The 15,976-nt window shown below is 46.4% G+C and carries 18 protein-coding genes and 1 CRISPR repeat array (1 of these 19 cut by a window edge); of the genes, 13 read left to right on the forward strand and 5 right to left on the reverse strand.

What is annotated here, in order from left to right:
* Window positions 1-134 precede the first annotated feature (134 nt).
* Entirely contained in the window at window positions 135-1,145 is a 1,011-nt protein-coding gene (locus tag LQ229_RS21930) for a carbohydrate-binding protein (RefSeq protein ID WP_216540633.1), read from the forward strand.
* Window positions 1,146-1,387: 242 nt separating this feature from the next.
* Here the strand turns inward: LQ229_RS21930 and LQ229_RS21935 are convergent, their stop codons facing one another.
* Window positions 1,388-1,846 (reverse strand): MarR family transcriptional regulator, encoded by a 459-nt coding sequence (locus tag LQ229_RS21935; RefSeq protein ID WP_216540632.1) that lies wholly within the window; start codon window positions 1,844-1,846, stop codon window positions 1,388-1,390.
* A 143-nt stretch (window positions 1,847-1,989) separates the two neighbouring features.
* On the opposite strand from LQ229_RS21935, the gene LQ229_RS21940 reads away from it, so the two are divergent.
* From LQ229_RS21940 to LQ229_RS21960, 5 genes are all read left to right on the forward strand, one after another.
* Complete coding sequence (locus tag LQ229_RS21940) at window positions 1,990-2,922, forward strand: ATP-binding cassette domain-containing protein (protein WP_230192916.1); 933 nt, start codon at window positions 1,990-1,992, stop codon at window positions 2,920-2,922.
* A 13-nt stretch (window positions 2,923-2,935) separates the two neighbouring features.
* On the forward strand, window positions 2,936-3,724 hold the full coding sequence (locus tag LQ229_RS21945) for an ABC transporter permease (RefSeq protein WP_230192917.1): 789 nt from the start codon (window positions 2,936-2,938) through the stop codon (window positions 3,722-3,724).
* Window positions 3,725-3,921: 197 nt separating this feature from the next.
* Window positions 3,922-4,374 (forward strand): VOC family protein, encoded by a 453-nt coding sequence (locus LQ229_RS21950; RefSeq protein WP_216540629.1) that lies wholly within the window; start codon window positions 3,922-3,924, stop codon window positions 4,372-4,374.
* A 24-nt stretch (window positions 4,375-4,398) separates the two neighbouring features.
* Complete coding sequence (locus LQ229_RS21955; protein WP_230192918.1) at window positions 4,399-4,554, forward strand: hypothetical protein; 156 nt, start codon at window positions 4,399-4,401, stop codon at window positions 4,552-4,554.
* Between the two features lie 59 nt (window positions 4,555-4,613).
* Window positions 4,614-4,799, forward strand: a complete 186-nt coding sequence (locus LQ229_RS21960; protein WP_216540628.1) for a hypothetical protein — start codon at window positions 4,614-4,616, stop codon at window positions 4,797-4,799.
* Window positions 4,800-4,910: 111 nt separating this feature from the next.
* On the opposite strand, the gene LQ229_RS21965 is transcribed toward LQ229_RS21960, so the two are convergent.
* Genes LQ229_RS21965 through LQ229_RS21975 form a run of 3 tightly spaced genes read right to left on the reverse strand, consistent with a single transcriptional unit; the run spans window position 4,911 to window position 6,779 of the window.
* Entirely contained in the window at window positions 4,911-5,540 is a 630-nt protein-coding gene (locus tag LQ229_RS21965; RefSeq protein WP_216540627.1) for an ABC-2 transporter permease, read from the reverse strand.
* Window positions 5,533-6,399, reverse strand: a complete 867-nt coding sequence (locus tag LQ229_RS21970) for an ABC transporter ATP-binding protein (RefSeq protein ID WP_216540626.1) — start codon at window positions 6,397-6,399, stop codon at window positions 5,533-5,535. Before LQ229_RS21970 ends, LQ229_RS21965 begins: the two co-directional genes overlap by 8 nt.
* A complete protein-coding gene (locus LQ229_RS21975; protein ID WP_216540625.1) occupies window positions 6,396-6,779 on the reverse strand; it encodes a GntR family transcriptional regulator in 384 nt (127 codons plus the stop codon). The genes LQ229_RS21970 and LQ229_RS21975 overlap by 4 nt, the downstream gene beginning before the upstream one ends.
* 228 nt (window positions 6,780-7,007) lie before the next feature.
* Between LQ229_RS21975 and LQ229_RS21980 the strand changes: the two genes are divergently transcribed.
* The 4 genes from LQ229_RS21980 to LQ229_RS21995 all read left to right on the forward strand — a co-directional run bounded on the left by LQ229_RS21980 (window position 7,008) and on the right by LQ229_RS21995 (window position 10,638).
* Window positions 7,008-7,637, forward strand: a complete 630-nt coding sequence (locus tag LQ229_RS21980) for a class I SAM-dependent methyltransferase (RefSeq protein WP_230192919.1) — start codon at window positions 7,008-7,010, stop codon at window positions 7,635-7,637.
* Between the two features lie 116 nt (window positions 7,638-7,753).
* On the forward strand, window positions 7,754-8,143 hold the full coding sequence (locus LQ229_RS21985) for a DUF1259 domain-containing protein (protein WP_216540624.1): 390 nt from the start codon (window positions 7,754-7,756) through the stop codon (window positions 8,141-8,143).
* A gap of 249 nt (window positions 8,144-8,392) precedes the next feature.
* Window positions 8,393-9,283 (forward strand): hypothetical protein, encoded by an 891-nt coding sequence (locus tag LQ229_RS21990; protein WP_230192920.1) that lies wholly within the window; start codon window positions 8,393-8,395, stop codon window positions 9,281-9,283.
* A 131-nt stretch (window positions 9,284-9,414) separates the two neighbouring features.
* Window positions 9,415-10,638: a copper amine oxidase N-terminal domain-containing protein gene (locus tag LQ229_RS21995; protein ID WP_230192921.1), complete on the forward strand. Its 1,224-nt coding sequence runs from the start codon at window positions 9,415-9,417 to the stop codon at window positions 10,636-10,638.
* Between the two features lie 42 nt (window positions 10,639-10,680).
* Here the strand turns inward: LQ229_RS21995 and LQ229_RS22000 are convergent, their stop codons facing one another.
* Window positions 10,681-11,445 carry a methyltransferase domain-containing protein gene (locus LQ229_RS22000; RefSeq protein WP_230192922.1) on the reverse strand — a complete coding sequence of 255 codons (765 nt, stop codon included), beginning with the start codon at window positions 11,443-11,445 and terminating at the stop codon, window positions 10,681-10,683.
* 349 nt (window positions 11,446-11,794) lie between these two features.
* Here LQ229_RS22000 and LQ229_RS22005 point away from each other — a divergent pair, with 349 nt between their 5' ends.
* From LQ229_RS22005 to LQ229_RS22015, 3 genes are all read left to right on the forward strand, one after another.
* Entirely contained in the window at window positions 11,795-13,048 is a 1,254-nt protein-coding gene (locus LQ229_RS22005; RefSeq protein ID WP_230192923.1) for a cytochrome P450, read from the forward strand.
* Between the two features lie 358 nt (window positions 13,049-13,406).
* Complete coding sequence (locus tag LQ229_RS22010; RefSeq protein ID WP_230192924.1) at window positions 13,407-13,931, forward strand: DinB family protein; 525 nt, start codon at window positions 13,407-13,409, stop codon at window positions 13,929-13,931.
* Window positions 13,932-14,002: 71 nt separating this feature from the next.
* Window positions 14,003-14,566 (forward strand): VanZ family protein, encoded by a 564-nt coding sequence (locus LQ229_RS22015; RefSeq protein ID WP_230192925.1) that lies wholly within the window; start codon window positions 14,003-14,005, stop codon window positions 14,564-14,566.
* Between the two features lie 240 nt (window positions 14,567-14,806).
* A CRISPR array of direct repeats spans window positions 14,807-15,976; the repeat unit is 32 nt; unit sequence GTCGCATCCTACGTGGATGCGTGGATTGAAAT; it runs 2,120 nt beyond the window's last position.

The raw sequence follows: 15,976 nt of genomic DNA on the forward strand, positions 1-15,976 counted from the left end.
ATTCCGGAAAGTCCAGTCCCAAATTTATTTTTCAAAGATCAACTGGAAATTTTGAAGGCGGCCGCCAGTCCCCTAGGGGACTGGAAGTAAACTCAAAACTGCCTTCAAGAAATACTATATGAGGAGGTCTGAAAATGACTAATAAAAAGTTTTCTTTTAAAGCCCTCTCGCTTATGGTAGTTTTAGCAGTATTTATATCCACATTTTGCGCAGTCTTACCGGTAGGCGCAGCCGCTAGAGGAGCATGGGCTCCAAATACTGCATATGCAGTAAATGATACAGTAACATATAGTGGAAGTACGTATACCTGTCTTCAGGCACATACTTCTCTCGTAGGTTGGGAACCATCCAATGTTCCTGCTTTATGGCAGAAAGGCGGTAGCGGCGGAACCACACCACCGACAACAAACGGAGTAACATTCTATGCAGATATAAACTATGGTGGGAAAGCAGTAACGCTCGGAATAGGCAATTATACACTGTCTCAGTTGAACGCAAACGGAATTCCGAATGACTGGATGTCCTCTCTCAAGGTTCCTAGCGGCTGGACCGTTGAAGTATATGAGCATGATCATTTTGGAGGAACAAAATGGACCTATACTTCAAATTCTTCCTGGGTCGGCAACACTGTCAATGACAAAATGTCATCGGTAAAGATTTATACGGGATCACCGTCTCCTTCCGTAACAAAGCCTTCCGAAGTTCCAAGCCACATATGGACATATGTAATGAATGTGGACAATAGATTTGGCAAAGGCGGGGATTTTGCTTTATTGCTGAGTGCTGTGATCAAAAAGGAAAGCAGCTTTGGAGCAGGCTTGCCAGGCAGTCCATCAGCTGGCGACGGATTGATGCAGGTAGAACCAAACACACGTAATGCTTATTTATCTCAATTCAGCTCAAAATTTGGCCGTACTTATAATCACAGCAGTGAACAAGATCAGGTAAGCATGGGCGCAATGATTTTAGATGAAAAGATTGTTAAATTCGGCAACATATATAACGGCTTATTACACTATAACGGAGGAGATTACTGGTATCCGGGAGCTACAGATTCTTATGGCCGTCCTATTCTGGCAAATCTATATGCAGATGAAGTTTATGCAACATATAAGGGTTATGGCGGTAAGAAATGGAATGAATGAAAGAAAGTTACACCTTGGACACGGAGATTCCCCGTGGATCAAGGAATGAAAAGTAAAAACATTCATTCTATATAGATGTAAAATTAAAAATTGTAAGTGTCAAACAAAAACGGGGCGTCAGCAGTCAGTTTTCACTGGCTTTCTGGACAGCCCCTTCGTTTTTTTTGAATAAACGAATGATGAATATGTCCGGAGGTTCGAATCAAGGGTCGTTTGATTTCGATTCCATGGATTTACCTGCCTTAATGCTTGTTTCGCAATTTAGCGACTTCGGGTTCAATTTCTGATACAAGTTTTTCAAGGATTCGATTGAATTGTTGTTTTTCCTCGATCGTTAAAACATTTAAAAATACAGGCTGAAAATCTCCGTTTTGATTTAATACCACTTTGCCGGCTTTAGTTAGCGTAATCATCATCACGCGTTGATCTTCTTCAGATTTATACCGTTCGATAAATCCCTTTTTTTCCAGCTTTTTAATCATTTCAGAAGCCGATTGCGGGCGCATATCTAATTGACGGACTAATTCTTTTTGAGAAATATGTGGTGTTTGGCGAAGGATATTCAATATTTTTCCTTGCCCTCGATTTTGAACGGTAAACACGCTGCCTTTAAGCATGCTTTCTTTTAAGAACACGGTAAGTAAATCATTATATTTCATAAAATTCGTAGTTATATCGATATTCAATTGTTTTTCATCCATGACAATTTCCCCTTATCTTTTCTCAGTACACCTCTATTTTATCAGGTCACCGAAATAACTCAAATTATGTTGTTGACAAATTAGTAAGGGTACCTTATATTATTGGTAAGGGTACCTGATAAAATGAGTAGAGGAGAAAAGAGATGACAGAGCTAGCCGTTTCAACGAAAGGGCTCGTGAAAGAGTTTCCTAACAAACGGGCCGTTGATGGAATTTCTTTGGATATAAAAAAGGGAGAGATCTTCGGCATTCTAGGTCCGAATGGTGCAGGAAAGACAACTTTCTTACGAATGCTTGCAACGATTACTAAAGTTTCGGAAGGCAGTGCAAAGATTTTTGGCAAAGACGTCACAAAAGACGCTCGAAAAGTTCGGGGCTTAATTGGCTTAACGGGGCAATATGCAACCGTTGATGAGGAATTGACCGCGATGGAAAACTTGAAGCTTTTTGGACAATTGAATGGTTTATCGGCGAGCCAATCCAAAGCGAGGGCACTTGAACTTCTCAATCAGTTTTCACTAACGGAGGCAAAGGATCGGCCCATTCGTGAATTTTCGGGCGGGATGCGTAGACGATTGGATTTATCAGTGAGTTTAATTGTGAAGCCGCCCTTAATTTTTCTCGATGAACCAACAACCGGCTTAGATCCGCGCACAAGAGGAGAAATGTGGGAAGCTATTCGCAACCTAGCAAGCGACGGGGCAACGATCTTACTGACAACGCAATATTTGGAGGAAGCGGATCAACTGGCTGACCGGCTAGCCATTATCAATCATGGAAAAATCATTTCACTGGGAACGCCAAATGAATTGAAGTCTCTTTTAAGTGAGACTCAATTTGAAATTACTCTGGAGCATATGAAGGATACCGAAAGAACCATGCAACTTATCAAGACAGAAATCGCGCAAGAAGCCATGATTTCACCCGAAGGAACCAAATTAACCGTTAAGCTGGCTGACACAAAAGTCATGACGAAATTACTTTTATGTTTTACTCAGCAAAATATAGAGATCAAAGAATTTTCGGTTAGAAAACCAACGCTTGATGAAGTGTTTTTTGAATTAACGAAATCATAAAGGGGAAATGAACATGGAATCCGTGGTAAGCAAACAAAACAACGTAAAGAGTACCTTGGTTGACATTTTAGTCATGGCCAAAAGAAATATCCTGAAAATCAAACATAATCCCGATAAATTGATTGATGTAACGGTGATCCCCATTTTCTTCATGATTGTCTTTTCTTATTTGTTCGGAGGCGCAATTGCTGGCGGCGTACAAGAATATTTGCCAATCATCGTGCCGGGAATTCTCATTCAAACCCTGGTCATGTCGTCATCGGCAACAGGTACACAATTACGAGAAGATTTGGATACGGGCGTTTTTGATCGGTTTAAATCACTGCCCATTGTACGGATTGCTCCACTAGCCGGTTTAGTGGTATCGGATATTTTGCGATATATTATGGCAGCTTTGTTCTCCATTGGTACGGGCTTCATTCTTGGGTGGCGTCCGGAAGCCGGGATGGGTTGGCTAATCGTCGCTTCACTTTTGGCCATTTTTGGAGCATGCGCAATCAGTTGGGTGTTTGCATTAATTGGTTTGGTATCCAAATCCTCAGCAACGATCTCCAGTGTTTCGACAATGGTCACGATGATGATGTCGTTTTTATCCAATGCCTTCGTGCCTACGAACACTTTGCCAACTTTTTTACAAAGAGTAGCCGAATATAATCCTGTTACTTATTTGGTCACTGCTTTTAAAGATTTAGCAAACCATGGACAGTTCACTTCAAGTGCATCAATGACCATCTTTATCGGCATACTGCTTGTTTTGATTATCGCTCCAATTACAGTTAAAATTTATAACAGAAAAATTTAGAAAATGTACGGTTAGATTCAGGAGTTAGGACATCCCAGGTGTTACGCACGGCAGCATCACACCGGCAGGAAAACCGCAATTTGCATGCAATACGAAGAAGACACATGCGAATTGTTTGGAAGGAATTGGCGATTTTTGATAGAATAAATATGAAGATGATCAGGTAATAAATTTGTACACATAAGGGGATGAAAAATATGGAAAAAAACAAATTACTAAGAATGGACAATGTTGGCATCGTTGTAGAATCCCTTGATGACGCCATCTCTTTCTTCGAGGAGATTGGCTTGAAGCTCGAAGGGCGAGCTACTGTCGAAGGTGAATGGGCCGGTCGCGTAACCGGGCTGGGTTCGCAGTGTGTAGAGATTGCTATGATGGTTACCCCAGATGGCCACAGCCGGCTTGAACTTTCGCGATTTCTCACCCCACCCACTATATCAGATCACCGAACTGCTCCTGTAAATGCCCTCGGTTATCTACGCGTCATGTTCACCGTTGAAGATATCGACGAAATGGTATCCAGACTCATTAAGCATGGCGCTCAACTCGTTGGCGAAGTGGTTCAGTACGAGGACTCGTATCGGCTCTGCTACATTCGTGGAAAAGAAGGGATTCTAATCGGTTTGGCGGAACAACTCGGTAATAAATAAGCGCATGAACTCGATTTGCTGATCATGGATGAACCGACATCGGGGCTGGATGCGAAATATGATGATGTCAAGCAAGTTCCTCAAGCCAACGATTGCTCATACGAATTTGATAAGCCTCCCGATGATCGGGGGCTTTTTCATATTAATCAAACGGGCAATAGAACGCAAAATGTTGTATGATAAATTCAGATTAGATGTGCTAAGAAGAGTACAGATGAGCCGAGAAAGGATGAGTTGAGATGACTATGAAAATTGAAAGAGCCTCCATATCCGACGCTGGAGAAATCCTGTTATTACAAAAGATTGCTTACCGGAGCGAAGCGGAAATATACAATGATTTTGGTATTGAACCGCTCGTTCAGACGCTTGAACAGTTACAAGAACAGTTTGAAGATCACATGATACTTGAAAAGAAAAATGTTTGAACTTTACTGTTGAACGAATGGATTGCGATCAGTTCAATGAACCGCCTTCTTGGGAAGGCGGTCCCTTCGGTCTTAAACAGTTATCACTTGGCGATACAATTGCGCGGCCTCTTACAAGTCTTTTTTAGTAAACAGCTTTAAAGTGAGGTAGTAGGAAGCAACGAATAACAATATGATACCGGTCAGGATAAGCAATAACGCTTGGCGACTGCTAAAGCCGCTCTCATTCACCATATTCATAAGCATGCCTATCGGCTGCGCCAGAACAATCATGATGATAAGGAATACGGCCAAGATAACAGAGTTTCCTTTTTTGCTAAATGCATAAAAAAGCGGCAAATAGATGGAAGCGAGAAGAAGCACTATGCCTGCCGGAACCAGAATGTCCAAGACCGAATAGTCCGGCATATGAAGCTCTAAGATTGCTTGTTTAACAAGCCAGTGAATCCCGTAAGAAGCAAGGACGCTAAAAAGGGTATAGATGATGGCAGCTATGTATTTGGCTTGAACAATATGTTTGCGCTTAATAGGCAGCGTGACCAGAAAATGATGGTTATTGTTTTTGATATCGATCGTGACACCCAGATTAAGTAAGCCAAATGCCGTATAGATCCCCACAAGGTAAATCGACAATGATGAATTTTTTGGTATAAAAAAGGCGCTGAATACAGCCAGATACAGGATAACCATCCATAGTGAGCTTTTTAAGGCGATGAAGTCTTTGCGCAGTAAATTAAGCATGAATGCGTCCTCCCTTGGCAGTGAAATACATGATGTCTTCTAAGGACGGTTTGTCAAACACAACATAATTTCCAAACAACCGTTCGGCCTCCTGCCTATGATCGACCAAGCCCTCAAAACCAACAGACGTTTCGCGAATCCCGACAAATTTGCTTCGAGTATCGGAATCGAGCAGTTGTGCGTCGCCTTTTACGATTGCGTATCGCTCGAGCACTTCATCTTTTGTTTCATTGAATACGAGTTTTCCGCGATTAATGAAAGCGATATAGTCAGCAATGCGATCCAAGTCCGTTGTGATATGGGTCGAGAAAATAATCGAGTTGCTCTCGTCCTGCATCATATCCGCAAGCAGATCAAGCATTTCCCTTCGAAAAACAGGATCAAGTCCGGAGGTAGGCTCATCCATGATTAAGAGCTCAGCCTCATGCGATAAGGCAACGGCAAGGGAAAACTTGACTTTCATCCCCTTGGATAACTCTTGAATCTTCTTGTTGGGGGACAATTCAAATTGTTCAAGATAGCTGTTAAACTTCTTTTCGTTCCACTTCTTGTAGAAAGGCGCGATCATCTTCTTCGAGTCGCGAATCGTAAGATGCTCATAATAGAAGCAGTCATCCGACACAATGCCGATGCGCTGCTTCGCGTCAACTTCTTCTCTAGGCATATCGGAGCCTAGTATTTTCACGCTCCCGGAGTCAGGACGAATGATGCCGAGCATCATCTTGATCAAGGTGCTTTTGCCAACGCCATTCGGGCCAATAAGTCCGGTAATGTAGCCTTGTTTCACATCCAAAGAGACATGATCGACAGTAAATTGAGGGTATGTTTTCGTTAGATTACGTAATTCTATAGCATTCATGGCATCTCTTCCTCCTCGTACAATAAAGTCAGATGGTCGATTAAATCTTGTCGGCTCATATGTAATTCCTTGATCTCTCGAATGATTTCTATCATCTTCTCTTCGAGTCGTTTCATGCGCTGCTCCCGTATGAACTCTTTATTCGCTCCTGATACGAAACAACCCTTGCCTACGACAGAGTCGATTAGCTTCTCTTTCTCCAACTCTTCGTAAGCGCGCTTGGTTGTAATGACGCTCACTTGCAAATCCTTGGCCAACTGCCTAATGGAGGGGAGGCTGTCGCCTGCACGCAACTCGCCGCTCAAGATGCTCTGTCTAATCTGGTTCATAATCTGTATGTAAATCGGATCGCTCGATGCGTTGGATATGATAATGTTCATGGTTCACCTCGCAGCCGCCAATAGTGTAACTACCGTATATATATAATATATACACTATTCACTTGTGCGTCAACGAATCATTTCGGGCGCTTTGCAAATAGCAGGACTTTGGTCCAGCTTTTTCTCTGGTCTCAAGCCCGGTCATTTCGGTGCTTCTATGGTGTAATCTACCAGTATTCGAAAGTTGATTGTTGATTTCCACGAAATCCGATACAAGGAGATGTAATCATGTTTCATTTGGGGAATGAGATGGATAAGACAAAGCAAATTCGATTGTTCGATAGGCAAGCCGCTCAATACAGCAGCAGGAAGGAAGGCCAGACACTGCGGAGATGGCGCCGGAACCTTCTTAGCCATGCAAACGGTGAGGTGCTTGAACTCGCCGTGGGGGCGGGAGCGAACTTCCCGTATTATCCACCGGGAGTGAAGGTGACTGCGACCGATTTTAGCCGCGAGATGCTCAAGAAAGCGCGGGAAGCTGCGGTCAGGTGTCGGCTTGATGCGGACTTTATATTGACAGACATCGAAGAACTGGAATTCCCGGACCATTCCTTCGATACGATTGTCTCGACATTATCCTTCTGCAGTTATGGGAATCCGCTGCGTGTCCTGAATAAGCTTCGACGTTGGTGCAAGCCGGAAGGGATTATTCTGTTGCTGGAACATGGGATCAGCTCGAATGCAGTCGTTGCCACTGTTCAGAGAATGCTCGACCCGTTGTTGTTTCGAGCCATCGGGTGCCACCATACGAGGAATATGCCCGATTTGGTCCGCCAATCCGGCATGTTGATTACCCGTGCGGAGAGCCACCTGTTGAAGTCGGTTCATCTTCTATGGGCGAAGCCGGGGAGACAATGAGAATACGAACCACTTGATCGTATAGGCAACTCAGATTGCCTTTCTTAGGCATTAATCCGTTTCCCCCCTGTATCTGTGCACATACCATAAACAAAAAACAGGGGAGGAAAAGAGGCATGCCCAATAACGGTTCGCTGTGTGAGCAGTTCGCTAGGATTATCGGGGGGCAGCCCGGCTTTGCCGGCGGAAAATGCGTTGCGACAATAAACCGAAAGCAGATAAGAGCAACAATTTTGGGGAAAAGATTTAGAGTAACCTCTTCTTTTTCGTTCGAATCGTTGAATGAAAAAACCGGCAGAGCGCTTTGTTTAGGCAGAGCGGCATTCTTGGAGAAGGAAGTCAATAAATTCATCAGGGCCATTCGTAACGAAGGAATAAAAGTGACTTCCGTCCGTAACGAATGGCTATTCGATCGGCCGCGCTTAATTTATATCAATATTGAAGCAGTGGACAGACCGCTTGTCTTCGCAAGAAAAGTTAGGCGAGCGTTGGATGCTGCTCGTTAAATAGAGACCTTTCATTGCTTTCCAATTTTATACACACACCCCTGTTGTTTGCATCAATAGACGTTTCCCAATATGCCCGAAGCAACGCGCCATTCCATGGGCGCACGGGCGTATTTGTTTTTGTCCAAGAGCAAGCCCCCCTTCCCGGCAGAACGGCGCGTCCTTGAATTCAACGGTTCGTTATTATAGAATATACCGAAACGACAAACAGACATAAGAACCGACACCAACGTATCATAAGGAGGAATTGTGACACGTCTTAGAATCATCATCATCGCTATGCTTTCCTGCGTCGTGATCGCGACTGTTCTTATTCTGAAATGGGGTTTCGAAAATCCGCCTGTCAAAGCGACCTGGGTATGGAGCGTGCCGACGGCGTCGAACGATAGAAATGAGATGCTCGGCTTTGCGCAAGAGCAAGGCGTGACCGTCATCTATTTGCAAGTCAACCGAAAATCGACTGACCTCGAGCCTTATCGAGAGTTTATTGAAGAAGCGCATCGGCAAGGAATGGAAGTGGAGGCGCTTGGAGGAGATCCGCGCTGGGGCTTGTCCGGTTATCAACAAGATATTCAATCCTTCGTAGGTTGGATTGAAGATTATCAGCGTTCGGCTGGAGAACAGGCCGCATTCGACGGAATTCACGTCGATATTGAACCGTATTTGCTGGAAGATTGGAAGAAGGATCAGGAGCATGTCGTCCGCCAATGGACGGACAATATGGAGTATCTGGTTCAAGAAGCGAAGCGGAATACGTCCTTGCGAATATCGGCCGATCTTCCGTTCTGGATTCATAAAATTTCCGCACCCAACAGCGATACGAACTTAGGCGCTTGGATGATCGAGCGTTTCGACAGCATCGTGCTGATGAATTACCGGAATTTCGCCGTCGGGTCGAACGGGATTATTGCTACCGCGCTGCCGATGGTCAAAGAAGGAACCCGCATCGGGAAGCCTGTTATTATCGGTCTGGAGACGGCCCCGACGAATGAAGGGGAGCATACGACTTTTTTTAAAGAAGGGACATCCAGTTTGAATTGGCAAATGCGGTTAAGCCATAATTTCCTGAGGAGATATTCCGGATATGGCGGATTTTCCATCCATGACTACGAACGCTGGAGAGAAACTGCAAATTCGTAGAGCTTTTTATCGGCGAATGGCTCGTCTTCTGCCATGACACGACAGCCTCACGGCTTGCCGCGATCATGCGGATGGGGGAGGGGCCTCGCTTTTACATAACATACTACATTATAAAAGGAAATACATACGAGATGAACAAATGGCCGCTATACTTTGTCGCTATCCTATTAAGTTTCATTATTTTGATCCCCGCTGCCTACGCTTCCCAAGTTCAAGTTACCGTGGACGGACAGCTTGTCTCTTTCCCGGACGAACCGCCGTATATCGATAGGACATCGGGCCGTACGATGGTACCGGTAAAATTCATATCGGATAAACTTGGCGCGACCATGAAATGGAATAAGGCGTTGCAACAAGTCGTTTTTTCGTATAAAAAAGACAGTATTATGCTGACGATCGGCCAAAATTATGCGCTAGTGAATGGAAAGAAAGTACCGTTCGATGTGCCGGCCGAAATCAGAAATAACCGCACGATGGTACCGCTTCGCTTTATTAGCGAAGTGTTCCATGCTGAGGTCGATTGGAATCCGGATCGCAATCTGGTCTCTGTCGTTACTGCGAAAGCGAAAGGAACGTGGATCTGGAACAGCAGCTTGATCGAGACGGAGCCGGACAACGTATTGCGTTTTGCGGCCGATAACGGCGTGACGAATCTATACCTTCAGATCGATACCGACATGGCTTCCAAGACGTACGCTGAATTTATTCGACGGGCACAAGAGAGACAAATCCAGGTCGAAGCGCTGGCGGGCCGCCCCGATTGGGCTTATCGTTCGAAGCGGGAACAAATGCGGAAATTGATCGGATGGGTCGGAAAATACAACGCGTCCGTTGCAGCGAATGAGCGATTTGAGGGGCTGCATTTTGATATTGAACCTTATCTGTTGCCTGAATGGAAGACGGATCGGAACGCGCTGCTGGAACAGTGGATGGACAATGCAAGATGGATCGAGCAGGAAACGAAAGGAAGCGGCTTGACCGTTACGTTCGACGTTCCTTTTTGGCTGCATACCGTTAAGATCCCCGAGACCGATTACAGCTTCAGCGCATGGTTGTTGGAAAAGTTCGATCGCCTTGTCATTATGGATTATCGCAATGTAGCGTTAGGGAAGGACGGGATCGTCGAGAATGCCGATGCAATCATGAGAGAAGCGTCTACGCTGCGTAAGCAAGTGATCGTTGCGGTGGAAACCGCGCGCAATTCGGAGAGCGACCGGACATCGTTCCACTCCATGAGCGTGGAGGCGATGGAGAAAGAATTGCAAGCGGCTCACCGGGAGCTTGCCCGGTATTCAAGCTATGCAGGCTTTGCGATGCATGATTACCCAAGCTGGGCCGCAATGCATAGGAAATGAGAAGGTGGAGTCTCCCGCTCGGGACAACTCCACCTTTCTTCATTAACGCGCTTCCGCTTGAATCAGAAAACGATGCTGCGTAACTTCGAAATAGCCTTGCGTCCGGATGATGCCGTAGATTTCATACAACGAATTCAGATAACGTTCCGGATCGAATTCCGGCACCTGCCAAGGAATGGCATGCAAGTAATAAACCAATGCGCCAATATCGTAAAAACGTTGCACAGCCAGTTCCTCTTTGCGCTCCGTCACGTGGAAACCATGCTCCGTGAGCTCATCCGCCGCTACTTGCAAATTCCAATGGGCAAACTCTTCATTTAACGGCACCCCGAATTTTTCGTTGATTTGCCAAGCGTCCGTGCCGCCGCATTGTTGAGTGATAAAGATGCCTTGATCGGAAATGATCCTTCTCAGTTCCCGGGGCGAATAAGACTCGTGCCGATTGATGATAAGATCGAAAGAGGCATCGCCCAAAGGAAGATTGTTATCATCTTCTACATACACAACGTTGACGCCCAAAGGTCCAAGCCTTTCCGCGGCGATGGGCACATTGGGCTTGTATCCCTCGGTCGCATGAACGGATGCAGGGAGAAACGGTTGCAAACTCGACAGAAATTCTCCCCCGCCCGTACCCATATCGAGCATGGAGACGGCGCGTTGGACATAGGGAATGACTACACTCCCATAGGACCAAGGCAGTAGTTGATACTGCATCCGCCCGGTTTCCGTAATGTGTGAAAAATCCCAACCGGTGAAAGATTGATTCGCATCTCTAATCGAATCCAAAAACGCTTGATCGTATAACATTCGCGTATCCTCCCAAAACAGTATAGTCATTTTGTAAAAAACAAACTAGGCTGGTTCTCAGGGAGGACCTCGGATCCAATAGCCAAGTTGTTACTTTTCATGTTCGAATACGTTCATCGCAATCGTACCTCCTGTATTTGATCTCCGCGATAGCATTGTAACCTAAGCTTATCATAAAGAGCGGTCCGCCGCATCTTCGCGGATGTCTCTTTGATTGAAGGAACATCGACCGATGGGATACCATGATTTTATCCCTTGATGGAGGGGGTTGCTTGCCGTAAGGTATAATCAGGGTATCATCTAAGATTGCGATCCGTGTATACTAGTTTATGGAAGGTGTGTGATAGCGTTGTACCAACAGCCTCCGGCCTCCCCAAAGCCAGACATTGCAGCATGGTTCCGGACCTATTCCGATCGTTTGCACAATGATCCGTATCCGTTTTATGCTTATTTGCTCGAGCATGAACCGCTTTATTACATAGAGGAGAACGGCTACTGGGTAGCCTCCCGGTATGAAGACGTCAACCGGATCATGAAGGATCCGTTGTTCGTGCGCGAATATCGGAACGCTCTTCCGCAGCATCAGCAGCAGCAAGCGCCTCCGCCGCCGGCCGAATGGAGGCCGGTCAACGAATTGCTCGGCAATTGGATGCTGTTTCGCGACGCGCCGGCTCATACGAGACTGAGAGGCCTGGTAAGCCATGCCTTTACGCCGCGCACGACAGAACGGCTCAAGCCGAAAATCCGCGCCATCGCGGAACATCTTGCCGACGGGATGGCCGAACAACAGCAGCCCGATTTGATCGGGTCGTTCGCTTATCCGTTGCCGGTCATCGTTATTGCGGAACTGCTCGGGGTGCCGCCGGAAGACCGCGATCGTTTCAAGGATTGGTCGTCTATGATCGGCAGAGTGCTTGAAGGCAGCGACCAGCCGCCCGAATTTGCGCAACAAGCCGGAAGAGTCGCCGAAGAGATTGCCGGATACTTCCGCCAATTGGTTGCCGAGCGCAAGTCTGCTCCGCGCGAAGACATGATTAGCGAACTGCTCGCCGCTCATGAGCAAGGGGATAAGCTAACCGAGCAGGAACTGATCGCGACGTGCGTGCTGCTGCTCGTAGCGGGTCATGAAACGACCGTCAATCTGATCGGCAACGGCGTTCTAACGCTGCAGCGCCATCCGGAGCAATACGCCCGGCTGCTCGCACAGCCGGAGTTGGCCGCTTCCGCCATCGAAGAAGTGCTCCGGTTCGAAAGCCCGGTGCAGATGACATCGCGGCTCGCATCCGTCGATTACGAAATCGGCGGCCGGATCATCCGCCAGGGGCAGTCCGTCACGGTGATGCTCGGAGCGGCCAACCGCGACCCGGCCCAGTTCGAACGGCCGAACCGGTTCGATATCGGGCGCTCGCCGAACCGCCACTTGGCATTCGCTTCCGGCCCTCATTTCTGTCTTGGCGCGCCGCTCGCACGGCTGGAAGGCGAAATCGCCTTGACCGTGCTGTTGGAACGGTTCCCGCAAATGCGTCTCGCAGACGACAAGCCGAATTGGCGCCCGAACATTTTGTTCCGGGGATTGGGTTCTCTGCCTTTGCGGTTATGTTGACCCATTCGCGAGAATGGCTTGCGGAGAGCCGTAGAGCCGCAAGGCTCTTTTTTAGACCGGATAGGGGGATCCCATATCCTCCACGAAGCATCGCTAACGGTCAAAGGCCGAAATGAAAGTGTTTGATGGCAGGATCTAGCAACTGCGAAAATCCACTTATTTTGGTGCAAAAACGGTTTTTGGCAGGCAGTAGCTGCAAATATCCAGCTAATCGGGCTCGTTTTTCTGATTTTACGTCCATATGGGAGGAAATTAATGGATATTTGCAGTTGCTCAGGTGAAATTCGTCCGAATTTGGTTTTGTAAATGGATCATTGCAGTTACATAGCGGGGGGCTCGCAGAAAGGAGCAGTTATATATGAATTTTCATATGAATGAAGCGATTGAGGTTCTGGAACGCACGCCGCAAACTTTGGAGTATTTTCTAACCGGGTTGTCCGATGGGTGGCTTCAATGTAATGAAGGCGAAGGAACCTGGAATGTTACGGAAGTGATCGAGCATCTTATTGAGGGAGAAAAGAACAATTGGATCCCCCGGCTGGAATGGATTCTTAAGGTGGGCGAAGATCAACCGTTTCCTCCATTCGATCGTTACGCTCACTTGCAAGAAAGCTCCGACAGATCGACGGCACAAAGGTTGCTTGAATTTAAGACGATTCGAGCGCAGAATATAGCGAAACTGAAGGAGCTTGTCGACCCTGAGTCGCATCTGGAGTTAACGGGCTCGCACCCTGCGTTTGGTGTAGTGAAGGTAAGAGAATTGCTTTCCACATGGGTTGCTCACGATCTGACGCACATCGCCCAAATCGTACGAGTCATGGCCAAGCGATACAAGGCGGATGTCGGACCTTGGATAGAATATTTGGGTATATTGAAGAAGTAGCTTCCCGACAAAATAGGATATTGAGTAGATTTTTTGGATAGCAACAATCGAGAAGGAAGAGGAACTTTTTCATGGTGTTTAAACTGAACTTTATACTTCTGGCATGCGCAGCGATGGCAATATGGTTCCTGTTCCGATGGAAAGCTCGCAGGAAACGGCCCGTTACGCGATATCGCGAATGGATATTGTTTATATTTTTTCTATATTTGCTGGATGTTTCTTACTTTACGCTCAAGCCGTTTCATTTTGTTATTCCGATTCCCGGATTGTATCCCAGACAGTTCTCAATTGACCTCCATTTGTTTTCAGAGCTTAGAGGGATCTCCGACATCAAACGGCAATTGTACTATTCGCTTGCGAACATCGTAATGACGGTCCCATTCGGTTTGTTTATGCCGATGCTGTATCCATTTGCCAGAAAAATCTATATAACCGCCTTGCTGGGCTTGGGGTTCTCCGCGACGATCGAATTGACCCAAGTCCTGTTTACAACGACACGCACAGCTACCGTAGATGATCTGTTTTTTAATACGGTAGGCGCGGTGATCGGATTCTGTTGTTTCTATATCGGGAATTGGAAAGGAAAACTGGAGCAGATCGGGTATAAACTTGAGAGGAAAAAGGGCACTGGGTAAAACATGCTTCCGCCGATTACGAGATCGGCGGCCGGACGACGATACGTCAGGGGCAGTCCGTTTGATTCTAAGTGCGAATGTGAAGCGAACATGAATTTGCAGGGACATTCGCACCATGATTTTAACTTTTATTGGTTTTTGTTTCAAAAAATACATTGCGATAAGTAGCGATTTTCTGGGTTTGAGTGTATATTTGATAATAAATAGCGATTTTTTAAGTCATTTTGATGAAAAATCGGAGTCGCATCCTACGTGGATGCGTGGATTGAAATTATTCCTATCCGTGCGGTTGTCTATCCTTGCAACAACGTCGCATCCTACGTGGATGCGTGGATTGAAATTCTGCTTTCGTCATAAGCGTTTAGAGCGTCTAGGAGTCGCATCCTACGTGGATGCGTGGATTGAAATGTCCTTTTGCCCGAATGATACAAAATCGGTTATGTCGCATCCTACGTGGATGCGTGGATTGAAATGATTACCGGTCCGATTTACACCGGTATCGACGATTGTCGCATCCTACGTGGATGCGTGGATTGAAATGGGAAGTAGAGCATACCATAAAGTCGACAAAGCCGTCGCATCCTACGTGGATGCGTGGATTGAAATCTCCAGAAACGTTTACTGGACTAGTAGTATTGCGTCGCATCCTACGTGGATGCGTGGATTGAAATGTTGCTTTTCCTCAGACATGTCTACACCTCCATAGTCGCATCCTACGTGGATGCGTGGATTGAAATTGCTTTTCGACGGTCGCTTCCAATTTTTTGATGTGTCGCATCCTACGTGGATGCGTGGATTGAAATAGACGAGCAATTAGGACGTTGAAAGGCGAATAGGTCGCATCCTACGTGGATGCGTGGATTGAAATAGACGAGCAATTAGGACGTTGAAAGGCGAATAGACGTCGCATCCTACGTGGATGCGTGGATTGAAATCACGCTGTTGTAAAACGCTGCCGCCTGCTGATCCCGTCGCATCCTACGTGGATGCGTGGATTGAAATTAAAACGGAAATTAAGAAGGCTGCTAACGGAAATACGTCGCATCCTACGTGGATGCGTGGATTGAAATACAGGATGTTACTTACTCAGGCTTTGAATAATCGTCGCATCCTACGTGGATGCGTGGATTGAAATGATCATTAGAGAGGAGAAGGATAACTAGTTCTTGTCGCATCCTACGTGGATGCGTGGATTGAAATGAACTGGAGATAGGTTTTCGTTGGTATTCTGCCGTCGCATCCTACGTGGATGCGTGGATTGAAATGACATCTTCGGTCTCGGTCAATTCGACGAAATCAAGTCGCATCCTACGTGGATGCGTGGATTGAAATTAAGAGAGCGGCGCCCCGCAGTTAAAATGCAGACTCGTCGCATCCTACGTGGATGCGTGGATTGAAATAGCACCTTAA

This window comes from Paenibacillus sp. CECT 9249 (assembly GCF_918697855.1).
Classification (GTDB): Bacteria; Bacillota; Bacilli; order Paenibacillales; family Paenibacillaceae; genus MSJ-34.